We start from the raw sequence: 22,881 nt of genomic DNA on the forward strand, positions 1-22,881 counted from the left end.
AGGAGCAGACCCGTGACGATCACCTCCCACAGCCCCGACACCTCGAGCCACGCCTGGCGACCCGGCGACGATCCCGGCGACCGCCGGTTCCTCGACATCGGTCCCGTCGAACTCGAGGCCGGTGGCCGACTGCCCGCCGTCACGCTGGCGTACGAGACCTGGGGAACGCTCAGCGCCGACCGCGACAACGCGGTCCTCGTCGAGCACGCCCTGACCGGTGACAGTCACGTCGTCGGGCCCGCGACGCCGGCGCACCCGACGCCGGGCTGGTGGGACGGTCTCATCGGCGACGGGGCGCCGCTGGACCCGGCGCGAGACTTCGTCGTGGCCATCAACGTCCTCGGCGGCTGCCAGGGCACGACCGGGCCGTCCTCGGCCGCGCCCGACGGAGCCCCGTGGGGCGGGCGATTCCCCTTCGTGACGATCCGCGACCAGGTCGCCGCGGAGGCGCGCCTGGCCGACGCCCTCGGCATCTCCCGCTGGCGCGCCGTCCTCGGCGGGTCGATGGGTGGCATGCGGACCATGGAGTGGGTCGCGAGCCACCCGGATCGCGTCGAGTCGGCCGTCGTGCTCGCCTCGACCGCGCGTGCCACCGCCGAGCAGATCGCCTGGACCCAGGTGCAGGTGCAGGCGATCCGGGACGACCCGCACTTCCGGGGCGGCGACTACTACGACCAGGTGCGCGGACCGGAGGCCGGTCTGGCCAACGCCCGACGGATCGCGCACGTCACCTACCGCTCCGAGCTCGAACTTCACCACCGTTTCGACCGTCGACCGCAGGGCACGGCGGACCCGCTCGGAGGCGGGGGTCGGTTCGCGGTCGAGAGCTACCTCGACCACCACGGCGCCAAGCTCGCCCGCCGCTTCGACGCGAACTCCTACGTCGTGCTGGCCGAGGCGATGAACTCACACGACATCGGCCGCGGACGCGGGGGAGTGGCCGCGGCACTGGCCCCCTTCCGCGGGCGCCTCGTGGTGGCGCCCGTCGACTCCGACCGCCTCTACCCGCCACGCCTGTCCGAGGAGATCGTGTCGGAGGCGCCGGCGGGGGCCCGACTGCGGACCATCTCCTCGATGGTCGGCCACGACGGTTTCCTCACCGAGCGCGACCAGGTCGGCGTCATCCTGCGTGACGCGTTGTCCTGAGGACGCGCGACCTCTCGCCGCGCGACCCTGGCGACGCGACCCTGGTGGGCGACGTCGTGAACGCACGATGGTCACGGCCCGGCCACAGCAGCGATCGCGCCCATCGGACACGGCACCCGAGGCGACGCTTTCGGGTAGGTTCGGCCCATCCGGGCGATGGCGCCCGCGGACCGGAGCAACACAGGAGGTTTCGATGACCATCATCGTGGGTTACGTGCCGACCAAGGAGGGCGACGCCGCGCTCGAGCGCGCCGTCGAGGAGTGCCAGCTGCGCAAGACCAAGTTGGTCGTGATCAACTCCGAACGGGGCGGCCGCAGCTTCACCGACGAAGCCGCCCAGGCCAAGGACGAGGGCAAGGCGAAGGTCGATGCCCGTCTCAAGGACACCGGCGTCGACTACGAGCTGCGCATGGTCGTTCGAGGCAACGAGCCCGGCGAGGACCTCATCGAGGTGGCCGAGGAGCTCGACGCCGACCTCATCGTCATCGGTCTGCGTCGACGCACGCCCGTCGGCAAGTTGATCCTCGGGTCGAACGCCCAGCGGATCCTGCTCGACGCGCCCTGCGCCGTCCTCGCTGTCAAGGCCTCGTCCTGAGCCGACGCCGGCTCGCGCGTGAGTGTGCGGGCCGGCGAGACGGGCGCGGAATCCGGCGGCCGGTTTCGGCGTTGGAGCGAGTGTCGATTTATAATGGTCGTCAAGAGCCGGCGCGGTCGAGGATCTCGGCCCCGCGCTCCACACCCACCGCGATGATGGCGCGCTGAGACGTCGGCCCTCGGGCTGCGTCGCAGGCGCAACATGACCGTGCGATGAAAGGTTGTTGGTGACACCTGTGTCCCCGAGTTCCACCACGCCCAAGGCGTCCGTCCCTGCCGATTTCTCCCATGCCGCACTGCAGCGTCTGCTGCAGCTGGGCACGACGAACGGGAGCGTGACGGGCGAGCAGGTGGCCGAGGCCATGACGCAGGCGGATGTCACGCCTCACCGCGCGCGGGCCATCCTGCAGTCGCTCAAGGAGCAGGGCATCGAGCTCGAGCCCGCGGGTGCCACGTCGGTGGCCGCGGCCTCCTCGGCACGTGGCGGCACCACGAGCACGGTCAAGAAGGCGGCGGCCAAGAAGACCGCCACGAAGAAGTCGGCAGCCACGAAGACTGCCGCCACCAAGGCGCCGGCGACCAAGACTGCAGCCACCAAGAGTGCAGCCACCAAGACTGCGACGAAGGCGGCCGCCAAGGCAGCCACCGCCACGGCCGAGGCTGACAGCACGGCAGACGCTCCGGCCGCGAAGAAGGCCGCGACGAAGAAGGCCTCCGCCACGAAGGCGACCGCGGCCAAGGCGCCAGCCAAGAAGACCGCCGCCAAGAAGGTCGCCGCGAAGAAGACGGCGGCCAAGGCCGCCGAGCCCGTCGAGCCCGAGGACATCGACCTCGAGGCCCTCGAGCCCGACCTGTCCGATGTCGAGGCCGATGTCGAGGTCGACGCGGAGGAGACCGCCAAGCCGGCGAAGAAGACGGCCGCGCGCAAGGCGAAGAAGACGGCGGCCAAGGTCGTCACGCCCAGCGAGGACGCCGCGACCGAGGACGACGAGGTCGAGGAGGTCGACGAGACCCCGGCCAAGGAGGTCGAAGAGAAGTCCGGCTTCGTCATCCGCGACAACGATGAGGACGACGCCCCCGTTCAGCAGGTCGTCACCGCCGGCGCCACCGCCGACCCGGTCAAGGACTACCTCAAGCAGATCGGCAAGGTGGCCCTCCTCAACGCCGAGCAGGAGGTCGAGCTCGCCAAGCGGATCGAGGCCGGCCTCTTCGCCGAGGAGCAGCTCAACGCCGGCGGCAAGATCGACATGAAGCTCAAGCGCGAGCTCTGGTGGATCTCCCAGGACGGCAAGAACGCCAAGAACCACCTCCTCGAGGCGAACCTTCGCCTCGTCGTCTCGCTCGCCAAGCGCTACACCGGTCGCGGCATGCTCTTCCTGGACCTCATCCAGGAGGGCAACCTCGGCCTCATCCGCGCCGTCGAGAAGTTCGACTACACCAAGGGCTACAAGTTCTCGACCTACGCCACGTGGTGGATCCGCCAGGCCATCACCCGCGCCATGGCCGACCAGGCCCGCACCATCCGCATCCCCGTGCACATGGTCGAGGTCATCAACAAGTTGGCCCGAGTCCAGCGTCAGATGCTCCAGGACCTGGGCCGCGAGCCCACCCCGGAGGAGCTCGCCAAGGAGCTCGACATGACCCCGGAGAAGGTCGTCGAGGTCCAGAAGTACGGCCGCGAGCCCATCTCCCTGCACACCCCGCTCGGCGAGGACGGCGACTCCGAGTTCGGTGACCTCATCGAGGACTCCGAGGCGGTCGTGCCGGCCGACGCCGTGAGCTTCACGCTCCTCCAGGAGCAGCTGCACTCGGTCCTCGACACGCTCTCCGAGCGCGAGGCGGGCGTCGTCTCCATGCGGTTCGGCCTGACCGACGGGCAACCGAAGACGCTCGACGAGATCGGCAAGGTCTACGGCGTGACGCGTGAGCGCATCCGTCAGATCGAGTCGAAGACGATGAGCAAGCTGCGCCACCCCAGCCGCAGCCAGGTCCTGCGGGACTACCTGGACTGACGGGTCTCCGGGACGGGTGCTCGCACCCGTCCCGGCCCCTTCAGCGCTGGCGCCACCGCGACCAGAGGCGCCCGGGTGCGCCGGTCACGGCGTGCCACAACTCGCGCCAGCCGCGCATGCCGTCGCCTCCGCCGGTGGCGGCCCACAGGCGATCCCACCGGCGCCGACCGGTGCTCACGGCCCGGATGACCCGCGTCGCGTCGTCGCCGATGTCGTCGACCTCGACGCCGGGCGGCGCGTAGCGGGCGCGCTCCAACGTGGCGACGACCCGGCCGAGCGCTTCCTGGTCCTCGCCGACCAGGTGGGCCCGCCGACGCAGGTACTCACCGGCCTGCCGTGGCGTGTTCCCGTCCGGGGGAGTGACCCCCAGATCGGAGATCCGGCGCATCATCCGCTGCCACTCGACCTCGGCCAGGGCGGCCTCGTCGACGGCGCGTGCACGCGCGCGGCGCCAGCGCACGAGTGCCAGCAGGGGGATCGAGGCGACGAAGAGGGCGAACAAGGTCAGGACGAGCAGCGCCCAGGCCCACGCCGGGACGCCCGCGATGCCGGTGGCGTCCGTGCCCGGGTCACCGGTTGCGGCTGCGTCGTTCTGAGCCTCGGGGACCCGAGGTGCCGCGGACTCGCTCGCCCCGGGCGTACCGGACGTGCTCGACGACGAGGTGTCATCCGTCCCTGAGCCGGCGGCTCCGTCGTCGACGACGGAGTAGTCCGGCGCCGCCCCCGACCGGCTCCCGGGTGTCGGCTCGAAGCGAAGCCAGCCGACCTCACGGAAGTACAACTCCGGCCACGCATGGGCGTCGGAGGCCTTGACCGACCACGTCCCGTCCCCGTCCTGTTGCCCGGGTCGGAACCCGATGGCCAGCCGGGCGGGGATCCCGCGCGAGCGAGCCATGAGCACCATCGTCGAGGCGAACTGCTGGCAGTAGCCCTGCTTCGTCCGCAGGAAGTGGACGATCGGGTCGACGGAGACGGGTTGTCCGTCGGCTCCGATCTCGGGGTCGGCGAGGTCGAGGGAGTAGGTGTACGTCGACGTGTCGCGCAGATGCTCCTGGATGAGGGTGGCCGCCTCGAGGGGACTCGTTCCCTCGGGGACCACGGAGGACGTCAGCTCCCGGATGGCGTCGGCGGAGGCGGGGTCGAGCGGCAGGTACTGCTCGAGGTCGCGATCATCGGAGGGCCACGCGACCCCGAGGTCACGCAGGTCCGCGGCGGACGGGTCCACCTTGAGGTAGTCCACGGTGTAGCGCCCCGGTGACGCCTGGACCAGGGCCGTTCCTCGGCTGTCGATGGTCCAGGGTGTGCCGCCCAGTTCGCCGGCGACGGGTCGTTCCGGCACGGCCAGCTGCGGTGCTCGCAGATGGTTCTCGGTCACCGTGAGGGTCCGAGCCTCCGTGGGCACCCTCGAGGCGACGTCCCACCCCGCCACCGGCGGGGTGTAGCCGCGCTGCAGGGCGTCGCGATCGGCCGGGATGTCGTCGAGGTTGTCGGTGAAGTGCTGCACCGTGGCGACACGCAGGGGGCCGGGCGTCTTGTCGTCGGTCGTGTAGGTCAGCACCGGCCGGTCGGAGGGGTTGCGCAGGTTCCGCGACAGGTCGAGCGCCTCGTTGAGCTCGATGGCGCTGCTGCTGTTGCCGCGGCCGGTGGAGGCGCGACCGAGGCCGTCGGCAAGGAAGGTGGTCGGCATGTGGGGGATCACCTGCGGGAGCAGCACGGCGGCCGCCAGGGCGGTGATGGCGAGCCCCTGAGCTGCCGCGGACAGGCCCGCGACGGTGTCTCGCGTGCGGCCGGCCGTGCTCACGCGCAAGGGGACGACGGCGCTCCAGCGCCGCATGCCGTCCACCCCGACGGTGCCCATGAGGAGCAACCAGCTCGCCGCGGCGAAGAGGAAGTAGAGCGCATTCACCGGCTCGGGGCTGTTGCTCGCGCTGACGAGGTAGCAGGCGAGCAGCGGCATGCCCGCCAGGGCGGGGGAGCGGCGGGTGACGCCGATGTGGTCCACGGCCAGTGCCGCCAGCGCCGCCCCGGTGCCGATGGCCGCCGAGATCCCGGGTGTCACCGGTGCCGGCGCGGCATGCCCCATGACCGTGTCCCGGGCCTCGAGGGCGAGGCGCCGCACGAGATCCCAGGTGTCTGGTCCCGGCAGGCCGTTCTCCAACGTCGCGCCGAGGTGCAACTGGGCGAGCACGAGGGCGACGACGGCGATCTGGAGGAGGGCGACGGGCACGGGCCGCGGGGCCAGCCAGCGCCCGACGACGCCCGTGACACACACGGCGGCGATGGTCCAGATCGCCGGGCCGAGCCAGGACGGCGTCTCGAAGAGGGTCATCAACGGACACAGGGCTGCGAAGGTCGCGAGGCCGGCGAGGACGCCACCGATCGGATTGGCCCGGTTCACCGTCGTACCCCCGCACCGGTCCGCAGTTGCTGCCAGGCCTCGGCCACGGACGTGCCGGAGCGGACCGGGGTCGCCGTCCAACCCGCTGCCAGCAGGTCCATCGCCAGGATGTCCGGCCGGGTACGCGTGGCCCCCGACGGCTGATGGCGATAGCTGTCCCGGTCGATGATCAGCGCCATGCCGGTTGCGCCGGCCGTCCTCGAGGACAGGAGGCCGAAGGCGCGCGACTCGTCGAGCTCGCCGATGATGGCCACGACGATCCCGCCGCTGTCGGAGAGCTGGGCGGAGGCCCTCAGGGCCTCGTCGAAGCGGTCCGGATCGGTGGGCGCCATCACCGCCAGGACGTCGAGGGCCGTCACGAGGGTGACCGGCTCGCTGCTCACGGCGGCCGTGTCCGGCGTGACGAGGTGGACCGCGTAACCGTGCTCGATGAGGTGGGCGCACACGGATGCGGCCGCGGTGACGGCCCACTCGAAGGACCCTGCCGTGCCCGTGCCGGCGTGGACGTCGGAGCTCGTGTCGAGGAGGACGATGGCGCGCCGTCGCGCCGGGCGATCCTCCTGGCGGACCATCATCTCGCCCGTTCGCGCCGTCGAGGGCCAGTGGATCCGGCGCAGGTCGTCGCCATCGCGGAACTCACGGATCGCGATGTCGTCCTCGCCGTGCAATGCCGCCATGTGCGGCACTTCGCCCTCGCCGCCGGTGCCGCTGGCGGGTGGACCACCGCCGAGGGGGACGGCCCGGGGTAGGACGATGACCTCGTCGCCCCCGGAGAGGGTGGTGGCGCGGGTCGTCAGCTCGAAGGGGTCCTTGACACGGACGGCGAGTGGGCCCAAACGGTGCCGCCCACGGGCGTGACTGCGCACGCGATAGTGGAGCGTCCGAGCCTCTCCCCGGGACATCCGCGGCAGGACGAAGCGGGGCCGGTCGCCCAGCGCGTAGTCGACCTGCTCCTCGGCCAGCATGAGGGGCGAGGTGCGCGACGAGCCGTTCTCGATCGTGAGGGTGACATCCGCGACCTCGTCGATCTGGATCCGCGACGGCACGATGCGGCGCTCCACGATCAGGTCGAGGGGGTGGCGTCGGGTGAGGAGGGCGGACAGGGCCGGCAGTGCGACGAGCAGGACCCCGAGGCGGGTGAGGTCGACGTAGCCGAGCAGCACGCCACAGGCCACGAGGGCGATGCCGGCGGCGAGCAGGCTGCGTCCCCGAGTCGTCATGACGTCGGTCAGGCGCGACATGCTCGGCTTCCTCGATCGCTTCAGTGGCCGGGCGCGGGGACGCGCACGCGTCCGAGCAGGTCGTGCAGCACGGTGGTCGGGGTGCGTCGGGCCATCTGCGCCTCACCGCTGAGGAGCAGTCGGTGGGCGAGCACCGGGATCGCGACGGACTGGACGTCGTCCGGCAGGACGTGGTCGCGCCCCGAGAGGGCGGCGTGTGCGCGGGCCGCACGCAGCACGTGCAGGGTGGCGCGCGGTGAGGCCCCGAGGCGGACGGCGCTCGACTCGCGGGTGGCCGTCGAGATGTCCACGCAGTACTGGCGGATCGCGGGGGAGGTGTGGACCGTCCGCACGGCGCGGATCATCCGCGACACCGTGGCGGCGTCGGTCACCGGCTTGAGCTCGTCCAGGGGCGAGGACGAACCGTGCGAGGCGAGCATGGCGACCTCGCTCGCGGGACTGGGATAGCCGAGGGACAGGCGCGCCATGAATCGGTCGCGCTGCGCCTCGGGCAGGGGATAGGTGCCCTCCATCTCGATGGGGTTCTGCGTCGCCATGACGATGAAGGGGTGCGGCAGGTCGTAGGTCCGACCGTCGACGGTCACCTGCCCCTCCTCCATCGACTCGAGCAGAGCCGACTGCGTCTTCGGCGAGGCGCGGTTGATCTCGTCGCCGACGACGACGTTGGCGAAGATGGCGCCGGGCCGGAACTCGAAGTCCCGCAGGTCCTGGTTGAAGACGCTGACGCCGGTGATGTCGCTCGGCAGCAGGTCGGGAGTGAACTGGACGCGGCGCACCGAGGAGTCGATGGAGCGCGCCAAGGTCTTGGCGAGCATGGTCTTGCCGACGCCGGGCACGTCCTCGAGGAGCAGGTGGCCCTCGGCGAGCAGCACCGTGATGGCCGTCCTGACGACGTCGGGCTTGCCCTCGATGATGCGGTTCATCGCTGCGGCGAGGGCGGTGGAGACCTCGAGCACGTGCTCGAGGTCGCGGGCCGGGTCCAGTGGCCCCTGCGCCCTGCCTGCCTCGGTGTCGCCCTGCGTCATCGATCGTCGCCCGTCGCGGCCCGCGTTGTCGTCAGTCATCGTCCTGCCCTCCATCGATCACCGAATCCTCTCCCACTGTCCTCCACCGTGGGCGGTCCGGGCACCCCCCACTTCGCACCACTCGGCATCCCGGGAGCCCCCTGTTCGGGGCCGAGAGTGCCACGAAGGGGGCGATCTCAGGGGCAAATCGCCGGAAGTGGCGTCACCTCCGAAATTTCCCCCCACTTTCCACCACTGCCTTGACCTGCGAAAACAGGCGATTGAACGGCAAGTTTCTGCTCGCTGGGGCGCATTCGGGGAGATTGGTGGAGTAATGTGGAGGACAACGGATGGACATCCCGCATGAGCGCGACCACAGGGGAGGTGAGCGACGGTGTTCCTCGGCACGCACACGCCACGTCTGGACGACAAGGGCCGCCTCTTCCTCCCGGCGAAGTTCCGCGACCGGCTCTCCACCGGCCTCGTCGTCACGCGCGGTCAGGAGCGCTGCCTCTACGTCTTCCCCCTGGACGAGTTCCAGCAGGTGACCGACCAGATGCGGCAGGCACCGACGACGTCGCGGGCGGCCCGTGACTACATGCGCGTCTTCCTCTCCGGGGCTTCCGACGAGGTCCCGGACAAGCAGGGGCGCGTGACGATCCCGGCCAACCTGCGCGAGTACGCGGGGCTGACGCGCGAGTGCACCGTCATCGGTGCCGGCCACCGCGTCGAGGTGTGGGACTCCACCGCCTGGTCCGACTACCTGGCCAGCACCGAGCAGGCCTTCGCCGATCAGTCCGAGGAGGTGATCCCCGGGCTCCTGTGAGCCGGCGGCCCGGCTGCCGCCAGGCCTCCAGCCGTTCGTTCCCGACGCGACTTCCCCCGCGCCGGGCCGAGCGGATGGGGACCTGACGACAGCGGGGCGCCACCCGGGGATCGCCGCAAGACCCGCAGCACCGCATCACTCGCAACACCGCACAACCGCCACCCAGCCACACCACACGACAGACCAGCGCCGAAACACGACCGGCGCACGCACATCGCCCGGAGGAGGAGCACATGACCGATCGCGGAGCTGCCGCCGACCGGCACGTGCCCGTCCTCCGCGACCGCATCCTCGACCTCCTCGCCCCGTCACTGGAGCGACCGGGAGCCGTCTTCGTGGACGGCACCCTCGGCATGGGCGGTCACAGCGCGGGCGTGCTCGAGCGCTTCCCGCAGGCCCGCGTCGTCGGCATCGACCGGGACGAGGAGGCGCTCGCCCTCTCCCGTGCGCGGCTGGCGTCCTTCGGTGACCGCTTCCAGGCGGTGCACGCCATCTACGACGACCTCGACACCGTCTTCGCGGAGGCGGACATCGAGCGGGCCGACGGGATCCTCTACGACCTCGGGGTCTCCTCCCTCCAACTCGACGAGGCCGACCGCGGTTTCGCCTACGCCCAGGATGCTCCGCTCGACATGCGGATGGATCAGTCCGTGGGGATCACCGCCGCCGACGTGCTCAACACCTACGGACCCGGAGACCTCATCCGCGTCCTGCGCGACTACGGCGAGGAGCGCTTCGCCAAGCGCATCGTCTCGGCGATCATTCGCGAGCGCGAGCGGGAGCCCTTCACGCGCTCGGCGCGCCTCGTCGAGTTGCTCCGCGGCGCCGTCCCGGCCGCGTCCCAGCGCACCGGCGGACACCCCGCCAAGCGCACCTTCCAAGCTCTACGCATCGAGGTCAACGCCGAGCTGTCGGTGTGGCAGGCGGCCGCCCCGGCCGCCATCGAGCGGTTGGCCGTCGGGGGCCGGATCGCCGTCCTGTCCTACCACTCGCTCGAGGACCGGATCACCAAGCGGGCCTTCGCTGCCGGTGCCGTGTCGACGGCGCCCGCCGGTCTGCCCGTCGAGCTCCCCGAGCACCGCCCCTACCTGCGCCTGATCACCCGTGGCGCCGAGGAGCCGACCGAGGCGGAGAAGGCGGAGAACCCGCGTTCCGCCTCGGCACGCCTGCGCGTCGCCGAACGCACCCGAGACACCAGCACCCGCGAGCACGGAGGAACCGCGAGATGAGTCAGATGACTGCCGCCCGTCCGGCACCGATCCGGGCCCGCCGCACCCAGGCCCCGGTTCGTCGGGACCTCCGCGTGGTCTCGGGCGCCGTCGCCGCGGGCGGCGAGTGGTTCATCGGGATCTGCGGACTCATCGTCGTCGCAGGACTGTTGTCCGTGCTCGTGCTCAACACGGCCCTCGCACAGGACTCCTTCGAGCTCGGACGCCTGCAGGCCCGATCCGCGGAGCTGGCCGACGCGCAGGAGGCGCTGACTCACGAGATCGACGGTCGCCGGGCTCCGGCGCGACTGGCGCGCGAGGCGGTGTCGATGGGGATGGTGCCGGCCGACAGCGCGGCCTTCCTGAAGGCCACCGATGGCACGGTCCTCGGCGTGGCGAAGGCGGCCACGAAGGGTGAGGGCTTTAGCGTGATGGCATCTCCGGGGCCGAGCGAGAGTGCCACTGGCGGGAGCGCGACATCGGGCACGACGTCGGGTGGGACCAAAGCTTCGGGGACCTCCGGGTCCACGACGAAGACCACCACGACGAAGAAGGCGAAGGCGGGGAAGGCCAACGCCACGGCTGACACCACGAAGGCCGGCACCACGAAGGCCGGCAGCAGCAAGGCCGGCACGACCAACACCGCCAAGGCGGGTAGGACCGAGAAGGCCGACAAGAGCGGCAAGAACTGAGCGGGACGGATCGGCAGTGACTGAGCGAGGTAGCGGCGACAGCACGCGCCGGAACGGCCCTGCCCGTTCCGGCGGCGCGGCCCGCAAGCCGGCGGCCCCGCGCAAGGCGACCGCGCGCAAGGCCACGCCGACCCGCAAGCCGGCCGCTCCGCGGAAGGCCGCCCCGAAGCCGGCCGCCACGCGCAAGGCCGCCCCGAGCGGCCGCACTGCTCCGCAGCGGAGGCCGGCGCAGGCGCGTACCTCGGCCCGGGCCGCGGCGCCGGCCGGAGGCCCCCGTGCCGCAAGCCCCCGCGTCACTGGTCCCGGTCGCCAGTCCCGCCCGCAGCGCCCCGCGCGGCCCCCGCGGCGGCGACCTTCCACGGCGCCGACGAGCAGCCCGCGCTCGCGCATGCGCGGGATGACGATCGCCATCCTCTTCGTCCTGAGCATCTTCGGGGCGCAACTCATCCGGATCCAGGGCTTCGACTCGGCCACGACGGCCGCCTCGGCCCTGAGCAGCCGCACGCGCACGGAGGTCGTCCCGGCCCTGCGCGGCACGATCTACGACCGGAAGGGGACCGTGCTCGCCTCGAGCATCGAGCGGCGCACGGTCACGGTCGACCAGACCGCCGTCCCCTCCTACGAGAAGGAGATCGACGGAGTCCTCACTGAGGTCGGGGTGGCCGGGGCGGCTGCCGACCTGGCGAGCCTGCTGGACATGAGCGAAGCCAGCCTCGAGGACAAGCTCGACGGGGAGTCTCGCTACGTCGTCCTGAAGAAGAACATCTCCCCGCTCACCTGGCGCAAGATCAACGCTCTGGGCATCCCCGGCATTTACAGCGAGCGGACCTCCCAGCGCAGTTATCCGCAGTCGACGACCGCAGCCTCCCTGGTCGGCTTCGTCACCGACGACGGCGCGGCCGGGGGCGGCCTCGAGCTGCTCCAGGACGAGACGCTGGCCGGCCGCGCGGGGAAGGTGACCTACGAGATCGGCCAGGATGGCTCGCGACTGCCCAACGGGATCTACGAGTCCGACTCGGCCCACACCGGGCGCGACCTGCGGCTGACGATCGACAACGACCTTCAGTGGTACGCGCAGAACGCGCTCGTCAACAAGATCAAGGAGACGAAGGCGCTCTCGGGCACCGTCGTCGTCCAGAACGCGAAGACGGGTGAGCTGCTGGCGCTGGCCTCCGCGCCCACCTATGACCCGAACGACGTCGGCAACGTCGGCTCCGGCTCGCTGAGCAACCTCGCCTTCAGCGACGTCTTCGAGCCGGGCTCGACGGCGAAGATCATGACTGCCGCGGCCGCCCTCGAGGAGGGCGTGGCGACGCCCACCACACCGATGATCGTGCCGTACTCCCTGGCCCGCTCGGACAGGACCTTCACCGACTCCCACGTCCACCCGACGGAGTACCTGACCTTCGCCGGCGCGCTGGCCCAGTCGAGCAACACCGGCATCATCCTCGCCGGCGAGCAGGTCGGCACGGCCACGCTCGAGAAGTACTACCGGACGTTCGGTCTCGGCTCGAAGACGGGGCTCAACTTCCCGGGGGAGTCGGCGGGGCTGCTGCCCAAGACCGAGGACATGGACGGCTCCCAGAGGTACACGGTGATGTTCGGTCAGGGTCTGTCCGTGACGGCCATCCAGGCCGCGGGGGTCTTCCAGACGATCGCGAACGACGGCGTGCGCCTGCCGCCCCGGCTCATCTCGGGCATCGGCAACGAGGACGGCGGCTACGACGAGGTCGCGGCGCCGAAGGGGGAGCGCGTCGTGTCCACCAAGACGGCGCGCGCGGTCAACACGATGCTCGAGGGCGTCGTCACCGACGAGGGAACGGCGCCCGAGGCGCGCATCCCCGGTTACCGCGTGGCCGGCAAGACGGGCACCGCCGACCGCTACGACGACACGGTGGGTGGCTACTCCGGCAAGACGGCGAGCTTCATCGGCTTCGCCCCGGCCGATGACCCCGAGCTGGTCGTCTCCGTCATCCTCCAGCGGCCGATCAAGGGATATTTCGGTGGCACGGTCGCGGCGCCCGTCTTCAAGGACGTCATGACCTACGCCCTCCAGGCGCTCCAGGTGCCGCCGACGCCGGAGGACTCGAAGGCGCCCAAGCTGAAGCTCAAGCTGAGCAAGGCGCCCAAGGCCTCCACACCCGGTCTCCTGCGGGACAACGGCAACCCCGACCGGCGTTAGGGTTGATCCCCGTGTCCTCACCCCGTCCCGCCACCCCGCGTCCGACGAGGCTCACCCGGCTCGCCACCCATGTGTCCGGCACCCTCGCCTCCTCCGCCAACGTCAGCCCCACCGAGCTCTCGGTGACCGGCGTGACCCTCGACTCCCGGCGGGTCCAGCCCGGTGATCTCTACGCCGCACTGCCGGGTGCGAACGCCCACGGTGCGCAGTTCGCCGAGCAGGCCATGGCCGCCGGCGCGACCGCCGTGCTGACGGACCCGGAGGGCATCCGGGTCATGGCTGGCGCCGGGCTCACCCCGCCGGTCATCGTCGTCGACGACCCGCGGGCCGTGCTCGGTGGACTGTCTGCCATCGTCTACGGCACCGACGAGATGGCCCCCCGCCTGATCGGCATCACCGGCACGAACGGCAAGACGACGACGGCCTACCTCATCGCGTCCGCGCTCGAGGCCCTCGGCCGGCGCACGGGCCTCATCGGGACCGTCGAGACGCGGATCGGCACGGAGCGGATCAAGAGCGCCCGCACGACCCCCGAGTCGCCGGACCTGCACGGCATCCTCGGTCTGATGTCCGAGGAGGGCCTGGACGACTGCGTCATGGAGGTCTCGAGCCACGCGCTCGCCCTGCACCGTGTCGACGGCGTCGTCTACGACCTGGCCCTCTTCACGAACCTCTCCCAGGATCACCTCGACTTCCACCGCACGATGGCCGAGTACTTCGATGCCAAGGCTGCCCTCTTCACCCCGGAGCGGGCTCGCGCCGGTCTCGTCTGCATCGACGACGAGTGGGGCCGACGCCTCGCCGAGCGCGCCACCATCCCGGTCACGACGCTGGCGTCCGACCCGGCCGCGGGTGCCGATTGGACGGTGCAGGCTGGCCACGGTGACGCGCGATTCACGCTCACCGGCGTCCTCGACGGGCGACTGACCACCCTCGACCTCGCCTCGGCTCTGCCGGGCGACTTCAACCGGGTCAACACGGCCATGGCCGCCGTCACGCTCCTGCTGGACGGACACGGCCCGGACGCCGTGGCCGCGGCGGTGCTCACGCCGCCCTACGTCCCCGGCCGCATGGAGCCGGTCACCGCCACCGTCCCGGTCGACGGTGCCCCCACGGCGGTCGTCGACTACGCGCACACTCCTGACGCCGTGGCCGCCCTCGTGCGGGCACTGCGGCCCGAGACGCCCGGGCGACTCGTCGTCCTCGTGGGGGCTGGTGGCGACCGTGACCGCGAGAAGCGTCCCCGCATGGGGGCGGCTGCGGCAGACGGCGCCGACGTCGTCGTGGTCACCGACGACAACCCTCGTTCCGAGGTGCCCGCGGACATCCGCTCGGCCGTGGCCGACGGCGCCCGCGCCGCCGGCACGGACGCCACGATCATCGATGTCGAGGGTCGCCGGGAAGCCATCGCGGTGGCCGTCCGAGCAGCTGTCGAAGGGGGACGCGGATCGACGGTCGCCCTCGTCGGCAAGGGCCACGAGACCGGGCAGGAGATCGCCGGCACGGTGCATCCCTTCGACGACCGCGAGGAGCTGCGCGCCGCGCTCGACGCCGCGCTGGGGACCACGTCCCCGAACAGGATGGCCCCCGACCGCACGCCGACCCCCGAGGTGGACGCATGATTCCGTTGCGACTGAGCGAGATTCGCGACATCGTCGGCGGCACGCTCGCCGGTGACGGAGCGGACGTCGTCGTCGACGGCGCCGTCGTCACCGACACCCGCGAGGCCGTGCCCGGCAGCCTCTACGTGGCCCGGGTCGGCGAGCACGCCGATGGTCACGACTACATCCCGTCGGCCGTGGAGCACGGCGCCGTCGGGGCCCTGACGACCCGGCCCGTCGACGGACTGCCCTGCGTCGTCGTGGACGACGTCCAGGCCGCCTTCGTGGCCCTGTCCCGGCACGTCGTCGAGGCCGTCGACGGCCTCGTCGTCATCGGCATCACCGGCTCCTCGGGCAAGACGAGCACGAAGGACCTCCTCGCGGGCGTCCTGGCCGGAGTGGGGGAGACCGTCGCCCCCGTCGGCTCGCTCAACTCCGAGGTGGGCGTGCCCCTGACCGTCTGCCGGGTGACCCCGACGACCCGCTTCCTCATCGTCGAGATGGGCGCCCGCGGCATCGGGCACATCCGGTACCTCACCGAGATCGCCCCACCCCGCATCGGCGCCGTGCTCAACGTCGGCACCGCGCACATGGGGGAGTTCGGCTCGAAGGAGGCCATCGCCCGAGCCAAGAGCGAACTCGTGGCGGCCCTGCCCGCCGAGGGCGTCGCCGTGCTCAACGTCGATGACCCCGCCGTCGCCGCCATGTCCGCCGCGACCGAGGCCCGCATCGTCGGCACGAGCGCCGCCGGCGCACCCGAGGCGACCGTCCGGGCCACCGACGTCACGCTCGACGAGGCCGCGCGGGCGACCTTCACGCTGATCACGCCCGAAGGGCGTGCGCCGGTCACGCTCGGACTGCACGGCGCCCACCACGTCGCGAACGCCCTCACGGTCGCCGCGATCGCTCGGGAGTGCGGCCTCTCCCTGCCCGACATCGCCGCCGGCCTCGGCGCCGGTCGGCCGGTGAGCCGCTGGCGCATGGAGGTCACCGAACGCCCCGACGGCGTGACCATCGTCAACGACGCCTACAACGCCAACCCCGACTCGATGCGCGCCGCCCTGTCGGCCCTCGAGGGGATGGGCGGCCAGCGCCGCACCTGGGCGGTCCTCGGCTCGATGCTCGAGCTGGGACCCGACTCCGACGCGGAGCACGCCGCCATCGGCGCCGAGGCCGCCCGGCGCGGAGTCGACCGTCTCGTCGTCGTCGGTGAGATGGCCCGACCCATGGTCGACGGTGCGACGCAGGCCGCGGAGGGGGCCGGCGCCCGGCTCGAAGCGACCTTCGTCGCCGACGCCGACGCCGCCCACGACCTGCTCGTCGACGAAATCACGTCCGGTGACGTCGTGTTGTTCAAGTCCAGCCGCGACGCAGGACTACGGTTGCTCGGAGACCGACTGACCCAGATGGAGGTGCCCGAGTGAAGGCCGTGCTCTTCGCGGCGGTGTTCGCACTCGTGTTGTCCCTTCTGGGGACACCGATGTTCATCAAGTACCTCGTCAAGCAGGGGTACGGACAGTTCATCCGCGACGACGGACCCACCTCGCACCACACCAAGCGCGGGACCCCGACGATGGGCGGGGCCGTCATCATCGGAGCGTCCATCGCGGCCTACGGGCTGGCGCACCTCGTGACCTGGACCCCGACGACCGTCAGCGGACTGCTCGTCATCTTCCTGATGGCCGGGCTGGGCCTCGTCGGGTTCCTCGACGACTACATCAAGATCAGCAAGCAGCGCAGCCTCGGGCTGCGGTCGGGGGAGAAGCTCGCCGGCCAGACACTCGTCGCGGTCGTCTTCGCGATCCTTGCGCTGAACTTCCCGAACGAGCAGTACCGGACGCCCGCGTCGACGAACATCTCCTTCGTCCGCGACACAGGCATCGACCTCGCCTTCGCCGGTCCGCTGCTGGGGATCATCCTCTTTGTGCTCTGGGCCAACCTCATGATCGCCGGCACCTCCAACGGCGTGAACCTCACCGACGGCCTCGACGGGCTCGCCACGGGTGCCTCGGTGATGGTCTTCGCGTCGTACGTCCTCATCGGCATCTGGCAGTTCAACCAGAACTGCCAGACCAACCCGGGACCGAACTGCTACGAGGTCCGCGACGCCCACGACCTCGCCGTCGTCGCCGCCTGTGGGATGGGTGCCTGTTTCGGCTTCCTCTGGTGGAACGCCTCGCCGGCCAAGATCTTCATGGGTGACACCGGATCGCTCGCCCTCGGTGGCGCGCTCGCCGGTCTGGCCATCCTCACCCGGACGCAGCTGCTCATCGTCATCCTCGGTGGCCTCTTCGTCACGATCACGCTGTCGGTGATCATCCAGGTCGCGAGCTTCAAGTCCACCGGCAAGCGCGTCTTCCGGATGGCCCCGCTGCAGCACCACTTCGAACTCCTCGGCTGGCAGGAGGTCACGATCGTCATCCGGTTCTGGATCATCGCTGGCCTCTTCGTCGCCTTCGGCCTCGGGCTCTTCTATGCCGAATGGGTGGTGGGCGGAGCATGACCGAGGCCACCACCGAGGGCGGCACGCCCACGGACCGGCTGGCCACGCTCACACACCGCGAGGCGGACTGGTCCGGCCTGCGCGTGCTCGTGACGGGTCTGGGCGTGTCCGGTTTCGCCGCGGCCGATGCCCTCGCCGAACACGGTGCCATCGTCATCGGTGTCGACGGGGGAGACCCCGAGACCAACCAGTCCCTGCGCGAACGGGTCGAGATCCTGCGGGTCCTCGACATCGACGTCCGCACCGGCGCCGAGCACGTGAGCGGCCTGCCCCCCGAGCCGATCGACCTCGTCGTCACCTCGCCGGGATGGCGCCCGGACCAGCCCGTCCTCGCCGCGGCCGCCGCTGCCGGCATCCCCATCTGGGGCGAGGTCGAGCTCGCGTGGCGGATGCGTCCGGCCCACGGCGCCGCGCCGTGGCTCACCATCACGGGCACCAACGGCAAGACGACGACCGTCCAGATGCTCACCTCCATCCTCACCGCGGCGGGGCTTCGGGCGATCAGTGCCGGCAACGTCGGGACCCCGATCCTCGAGGTGGTCCAGGACCCCCAGCCCTTCGACGTCGTCGCCGTCGAGCTCTCCAGCTTCCAGCTCCACTGGTCCTCCTCGATCGCGCCGCAGGCCTCGGCCTGCCTCAACATCGCCCCCGACCACGTCGACTGGCACGGCTCGCTCGAGGCCTACGCGGACGCCAAGGGCAAGGTCTACGCGAACACCGAGATCGCCTGCGTCTACAACGTCGACGACCCGGCCACGGAGCGACTCGTCGAGGAGGCCGACGTCCAGGCGGGCTGCCGTGCCATCGGCTTCACGCTCGGCACACCCCACCCGTCGATGGTCGGACTCGTCGAGGACACGCTGGCCGACCGCGCCTTCGTCGAGGACCGGCGTCACCACGCCGCGGAACTCGGCACCCTCGAGGACCTGCGGGGCGACGCCCCCACGGTCGCGCCGCACCTCGTGGCCAACGCCCTCGCCGCGGCCGCCCTGGCCCGCGCCCACGGTGTCCCCGCGTCCGCCGTTCGCAACGGTCTGCGAGCCTGGCGCCCCGAACCCCACCGGATCGCCTCGGTCGCGACCGTCGACGACGTGCACTGGATCGACGACTCGAAGGCGACCAACCCGCACGCCGCCGCGGCCTCCCTCGGCGCCTACGAGCACGTCGTCTGGGTCGCGGGTGGCCTGCTCAAGGGCGCCGACGTCGACGGCCTCGTCGCGAAGGCCGCCCCGCGGCTGCGCGCCGTCGTCCTGATCGGGCGGGACCGGGCGCAGATCGCGGCCGCGCTCGCCCGACACGCGCCGGATGTCCCCGTGATCGACATCGACGCATCGGACACTGGGGCCATGGACCTCGTCGTCCGCGCCGCGGCCGCTCAGGCCGAGCCGGGTGACGTGGTGCTGCTGGCACCGGCGGCTGCGTCCATGGACATGTTCGACAACTACGGTGCCCGCGGCGACGCGTTCGCCGCGGCCGTGGAACGGTACGCCGATCGAGGGGAGTGACAGTGAGCCTGACCGCTGACTCCTCCGCCCTTCGCTCCATCCGCTCGGCCGGCGCCGCAGTGCGCGAGCGTCTCGAGTCCCCGGTGACGACGTACTACCTGCTGCTGTCGGTGACGTCGATCCTCGTCTCGTTCGGTCTGATCATGGTGCTCTCGGCGTCCATGATCGTCTCGCTGAAGGAGGACGGGTCCTCCTTCACGATCTTCCTCAGCCAGCTCCAGTTCGCCGTGATCGGCGCGGTGGCCATGTACTGGGCTGCGGGGCGCTCGATCGCCTTCTGGAAGAAGCTCGCGGTGCCGGCGCTGGCCGGCGCCATCGTCCTGCAGTTGCTCGTCTTCACGCCGCTCGGCATGGGCTACCAGGGCAACCGCAACTGGCTCGACTTCGGGGTGGCGTCCGTCCAGCCGAGTGAGCTCGGCAAGATCGCCCTCGTCCTGTTCGGCGCGGCCATGCTGGCCCGCAAGCAGCGCCTGCTCGGGGACATCCGTCACGCCCTGATCCCCTTCGTCTTCCCGGCTGCGGGCCTCGTCCTGTTGCTCGTCATGCTCGGACACGACCTCGGCACGGCCATGGTCCTGGCCTCCATCGTCGTCGGCATGCTCTTCGCGGCCGGGGTCTCGCTGCGCTGGTTCCTCGTCGGCAGCGGCGTGCTCGTCGCTCTCGGCCTCGTGGCGGCACGCACGAGCAGCAACCGCATGGAGCGCATCAGCATCTGGCTCGACCGCTCGCTCTGCAATCCGACGTCCGACCCGGAGCTCTACTACGGCATCTGCCGCCAGCCGCTGCACGGTCGCTACGCGCTCGCCGACGGCGGCTGGTGGGGCGTGGGCCTCGGCGCCAGCCGCGAGAAGTGGCAGTGGCTCTCCGAACCGCACAACGACTTCATCTTCGCGATCATCGGGGAGGAGCTCGGCCTGCCCGGCACGCTCCTCATCCTCGGGCTCTTCGCCGTCCTCGTGCTCGCCTGCAACCGGATCGTGGCCCGCACCGACGACTTCTTCGTCCGGATCGCCACCGCCGGCATCCTCACGTGGATCGTCGTCCAGGCGATCATCAACATCGGCGCCGTGATCGGCCTCCTGCCGGTCATCGGTGTCCCCCTGCCCTTCGTCTCCTCCGGCGGCTCCTCGCTCATCACGACGATGCTCGCCTCCGGAATCCTGCTGTCCTTCGCGCGGCGGGAGCCCGGCTGTGAGGCCGCGCTCGCCGCCCGTCCGTCACTCGTGCGGCGATCGCTCGCCGTGCTGCCCCCGATCCGCCGAGGTGCCCGATGACTGCCGACCGATTGACCAGCGTGCTGCTCGCCGGGGGTGGTTCGGCCGGGCACGTCTCGCCACTGCTCGCCCTCGCGGACTGCCTCACCGCGCGCCACGACGGCCTCCAGATCGTCGCCCTCGGCACCGCGCAGGGCCTCGAGGCGCGGCTCGTCCCCGCCCGTGGCTACCGGCTGGAGACGGTGCCGAAGGTCCCCTTCCCGCGTCGTCCCAGCGGTGACCTGCTGCGCCTGCCGGGCAATCTCAACGCAGCGGTGAAGGCGGCCGGCCGCGCCATCGACGCCGCGGGCGCCCAGGTCGTCGTCGGCTTCGGCGGCTACGTCTCCACGCCCGCCTACCTCGCCGCGCGCAAGCGCCGCATCCCCATCGTCGTGCACGAGCAGAACGCGCGCCCCGGGATGGCCAACAAGCTCGGCGCCCGCTTCTCGCGGCACGTCGGGGTCACCTTCGGCTCGACTCCGTTGGCCGGAGGCCAGCTCGTCGGCATGCCCCTGCGCCGGGAGATCACGCACCTCGATCGTGCGGCGCACCGCGCCGAGGCCATGGCCCACTTCGGCCTGGACCCGCAGTGGCCGACCCTGCTCGTGACGGGTGGCTCGCTCGGTGCCCAGCGGCTCAACACCGCCTTCGAGGCCAGCGTCTCGGCCCTGTCCGCCGCGGGCATCCAGGTCCTGCACATCACCGGCGAGGGCAAGGACTTCACCCCGGCCGACACCGGCGTGGGAGCCCCCTACAAGGTCGTCAGCTATGCCGACCGGATGGACCTGGCCTACTCGGCGGCCGACGTCGTCGTGGCCAGGTCGGGAGCCAACACCGTCTGCGAGCTGACTGCGGTGGGCCTGCCCGCCGTGTACGTGCCGCTGCCCATCGGCAACGGCGAGCAGCGGCTCAACGCCACGGACGTCGTCGCGGCCGGGGGAGGCATCGTCGTCGACGACGCCGACGTCTCGGCCGAGTGGGTCTCCTCGACCCTCATCCCGCTGCTCAGTGACCGCGAGCGTCTCCACGCCATGGCCACCGCCGCCGCCTCCATCGGGGTGCGCGACGGGGACGAGCGGCTCGCCGACCTCGTCGAGTCCGCCTTCGCCACCGGTGGACGGGCGTGATGGGCGTGCAGGGAACCAACCCGCGCTTCGACTTCCGCGCCGACGTCCCCGACTGCGCCGACCTCGGCGACGTCCACCTCATCGCCATCGGCGGGGCCGGGATGTCGGCCGTCGCCCGACTGCTGCTCGAGCGAGGCGTCCGCGTCTCCGGGTCGGATGCGCGCGACTCCGCCGTCCTCGAGGCGCTGCGCGCCGAGGGCGCACGGGTGCACGTCGGACACGACCCGGCCCACCTCGACGGTGTGGACACCGTGGTCATCTCCTCGGCGATCCGCGAGACGAATGTCGAACTCGCCGCCGCCCGGGAGCGTGGCCTGCGCGTGTTGCACCGCTCCCAGGGGCTGGCCTCGACGATGGCCGGTCAGCGCCGTGTGGCCGTCGCCGGCGCGAACGGCAAGACGACCACGTCCTCGATGCTCACCGTGGCCCTGGCCGATGCCGGCCAACGGCCTTCGTTCGCGCTCGGTGGCGAACTGACGACGGAGGGAACCAACGCCCGGATCGGTGAGGGTGACGTCTTCGTCGCCGAGGCCGACGAGAGCGACGGCTCCTTCCTCGTCTACCGACCGCACGTCGCGATCGTGACCAACGTCCAGCCCGACCACCTCGACTTCTACGGCGACTTCGCCACGGTCGAGGCGGCCTACGCCGAGTTCGCGGGGACCATCGAGGCCGGTGGTGTCCTCGTCGCCTGCGCCGACGACCCCGGATCGGCGCGACTCGCCGAGCGAGCCGCCGCTGACGGAGTCCGCGTGGTCACCTACGGACTGACCGAGGGCGCGAAGGGGGTCACGGCGCGGCTTGTCGACCTGGAGCTCGACGGCTATCGCGCGGCCGCCACGCTGCTCGACGCCGACGGCGTCGCCCGCCGCCTCGAGATCGCCGTGCCCGGACGGCGGTACAACCTCCTCAACGCCCTGGCCGCGCACCTGGCCGCCACCGTCGGCCTCGGTGTCGACCCCGAGGCATCGCTCGCCGGTCTCGCGTCCTTCGGTGGGACGCGGCGACGCTTCGAGGCGAAGGGGTCCGTCGGGGGAGTCGCGGTCATCGACGACTACGCGCACAACCCCGGCAAGGTCGAGGCCGTCGTTCGCACGGCGAAGGAGGTCGCCGGCGAGGGCCGGCTGACCGTCATCTTCCAGCCGCACCTCTACTCGCGCACACGCGACTTCGCCGCTCAGTTCGCCGCGGGTCTCGCGCCGGCAGACCGGATCGTCCTCCTCGACATCTACGGCGCCCGTGAGGACCCGGTTGACGGCGTCACGTCCGAACTCATCGCCGAGCCGCTGCGGGCCTCGGGCAGCGACGTGCTGGTCCTCGACAAGGAGTCCGCCGTCGCCCGTGCGGTCGAGGGGACCCAGTCCGGCGACCTCGTCCTCACGGTCGGCGCTGGTGACGTCACCGCGCTCGGCGCGCTCGTGCTCGACGCGCTGCGGGAGCGAGGGACGGCCCGGGGCGAAGGGGCCCCGGCATGACCCCGGGCCCCTCGGTTCCCGGTCAGGGTCGACGTCCGGCCACGCCACGCCGTCCCGCGATGCCGGCGGGTTCGACGGGGCGGCGACCGGCCGCGCCACGGCCCCCTGCCTCAC

Annotated in this window: 17 protein-coding genes; 14 read left to right on the forward strand and 3 right to left on the reverse strand. The window is 71.5% G+C overall.

Annotation, left to right across the window (positions count from 1 at the left end):
- Positions 1–12: 12 nt before the first annotated feature.
- From metX to ACQBAS_RS04560, 3 genes are all read left to right on the forward strand, one after another.
- Complete coding sequence (gene metX, locus ACQBAS_RS04550; RefSeq protein WP_427385202.1) at positions 13–1,146, forward strand: homoserine O-acetyltransferase MetX; 1,134 nt, start codon at positions 13–15, stop codon at positions 1,144–1,146.
- A gap of 193 nt (positions 1,147–1,339) precedes the next feature.
- The gene (locus tag ACQBAS_RS04555) at positions 1,340–1,741 is read left to right on the forward strand and encodes a universal stress protein (RefSeq protein WP_427385203.1); all 402 of its coding nucleotides are present in this window, start codon (positions 1,340–1,342) and stop codon (positions 1,739–1,741) included.
- A gap of 226 nt (positions 1,742–1,967) precedes the next feature.
- The gene (locus ACQBAS_RS04560; RefSeq protein WP_427385204.1) at positions 1,968–3,752 is read left to right on the forward strand and encodes an RNA polymerase sigma factor; all 1,785 of its coding nucleotides are present in this window, start codon (positions 1,968–1,970) and stop codon (positions 3,750–3,752) included.
- Between the two features lie 40 nt (positions 3,753–3,792).
- Here the strand turns inward: ACQBAS_RS04560 and ACQBAS_RS04565 are convergent, their stop codons facing one another.
- From ACQBAS_RS04565 to ACQBAS_RS04575, 3 genes are read right to left on the reverse strand one after another with little or no spacing between them, the layout of a single operon-like run.
- Positions 3,793–6,150: a transglutaminase TgpA family protein gene (locus ACQBAS_RS04565; protein ID WP_427385205.1), complete on the reverse strand. Its 2,358-nt coding sequence runs from the start codon at positions 6,148–6,150 to the stop codon at positions 3,793–3,795.
- Positions 6,147–7,391, reverse strand: a complete 1,245-nt coding sequence (locus tag ACQBAS_RS04570; protein ID WP_427385206.1) for a DUF58 domain-containing protein — start codon at positions 7,389–7,391, stop codon at positions 6,147–6,149. The genes ACQBAS_RS04565 and ACQBAS_RS04570 overlap by 4 nt, the downstream gene beginning before the upstream one ends.
- Positions 7,392–7,411: 20 nt before the next feature.
- Positions 7,412–8,416 carry an AAA family ATPase gene (locus tag ACQBAS_RS04575; RefSeq protein WP_427385579.1) on the reverse strand — a complete coding sequence of 335 codons (1,005 nt, stop codon included), beginning with the start codon at positions 8,414–8,416 and terminating at the stop codon, positions 7,412–7,414.
- Positions 8,417–8,789: 373 nt separating this feature from the next.
- Here ACQBAS_RS04575 and mraZ point away from each other — a divergent pair, with 373 nt between their 5' ends.
- The 11 genes from mraZ (at position 8,790) to murC (ending at position 22,767) form a co-directional block, all read left to right on the forward strand.
- Complete coding sequence (gene mraZ / locus ACQBAS_RS04580) at positions 8,790–9,221, forward strand: division/cell wall cluster transcriptional repressor MraZ (RefSeq protein WP_427385207.1); 432 nt, start codon at positions 8,790–8,792, stop codon at positions 9,219–9,221.
- A gap of 233 nt (positions 9,222–9,454) precedes the next feature.
- The gene (rsmH, locus tag ACQBAS_RS04585; protein WP_427385208.1) at positions 9,455–10,450 is read left to right on the forward strand and encodes a 16S rRNA (cytosine(1402)-N(4))-methyltransferase RsmH; all 996 of its coding nucleotides are present in this window, start codon (positions 9,455–9,457) and stop codon (positions 10,448–10,450) included.
- A complete protein-coding gene (locus tag ACQBAS_RS04590) occupies positions 10,447–11,121 on the forward strand; it encodes a hypothetical protein (protein WP_427385209.1) in 675 nt (224 codons plus the stop codon). The genes rsmH and ACQBAS_RS04590 overlap by 4 nt, the downstream gene beginning before the upstream one ends.
- Positions 11,122–11,137: 16 nt before the next feature.
- Entirely contained in the window at positions 11,138–13,303 is a 2,166-nt protein-coding gene (locus ACQBAS_RS04595; protein WP_427385210.1) for a penicillin-binding transpeptidase domain-containing protein, read from the forward strand.
- Between the two features lie 11 nt (positions 13,304–13,314).
- Positions 13,315–14,925 (forward strand): UDP-N-acetylmuramoyl-L-alanyl-D-glutamate--2,6-diaminopimelate ligase, encoded by a 1,611-nt coding sequence (locus ACQBAS_RS04600; RefSeq protein ID WP_427385211.1) that lies wholly within the window; start codon positions 13,315–13,317, stop codon positions 14,923–14,925.
- Positions 14,922–16,328 carry a UDP-N-acetylmuramoyl-tripeptide--D-alanyl-D-alanine ligase gene (locus tag ACQBAS_RS04605; protein ID WP_427385212.1) on the forward strand — a complete coding sequence of 469 codons (1,407 nt, stop codon included), beginning with the start codon at positions 14,922–14,924 and terminating at the stop codon, positions 16,326–16,328. The genes ACQBAS_RS04600 and ACQBAS_RS04605 overlap by 4 nt, the downstream gene beginning before the upstream one ends.
- Entirely contained in the window at positions 16,325–17,407 is a 1,083-nt protein-coding gene (gene mraY, locus ACQBAS_RS04610; protein WP_427385213.1) for a phospho-N-acetylmuramoyl-pentapeptide-transferase, read from the forward strand. The genes ACQBAS_RS04605 and mraY overlap by 4 nt, the downstream gene beginning before the upstream one ends.
- Positions 17,404–18,912 carry a UDP-N-acetylmuramoyl-L-alanine--D-glutamate ligase gene (gene murD / locus ACQBAS_RS04615; RefSeq protein ID WP_427385214.1) on the forward strand — a complete coding sequence of 503 codons (1,509 nt, stop codon included), beginning with the start codon at positions 17,404–17,406 and terminating at the stop codon, positions 18,910–18,912. Before mraY ends, murD begins: the two co-directional genes overlap by 4 nt.
- A 2-nt stretch (positions 18,913–18,914) precedes the next feature.
- Positions 18,915–20,186 (forward strand): putative lipid II flippase FtsW, encoded by a 1,272-nt coding sequence (gene ftsW, locus ACQBAS_RS04620; RefSeq protein ID WP_427385215.1) that lies wholly within the window; start codon positions 18,915–18,917, stop codon positions 20,184–20,186.
- Entirely contained in the window at positions 20,183–21,292 is a 1,110-nt protein-coding gene (gene murG, locus ACQBAS_RS04625) for an undecaprenyldiphospho-muramoylpentapeptide beta-N-acetylglucosaminyltransferase (RefSeq protein ID WP_427385216.1), read from the forward strand. The genes ftsW and murG overlap by 4 nt, the downstream gene beginning before the upstream one ends.
- On the forward strand, positions 21,292–22,767 hold the full coding sequence (murC, locus tag ACQBAS_RS04630; RefSeq protein ID WP_427385217.1) for a UDP-N-acetylmuramate--L-alanine ligase: 1,476 nt from the start codon (positions 21,292–21,294) through the stop codon (positions 22,765–22,767). The genes murG and murC overlap by 1 nt, the downstream gene beginning before the upstream one ends.
- Positions 22,768–22,881 lie beyond the last annotated feature (114 nt).

Origin of the sequence: Janibacter zhaoxuefangae, from assembly GCF_050271985.1 — a bacterium.
Lineage (GTDB): Bacteria > Actinomycetota > Actinomycetes > Actinomycetales > Dermatophilaceae.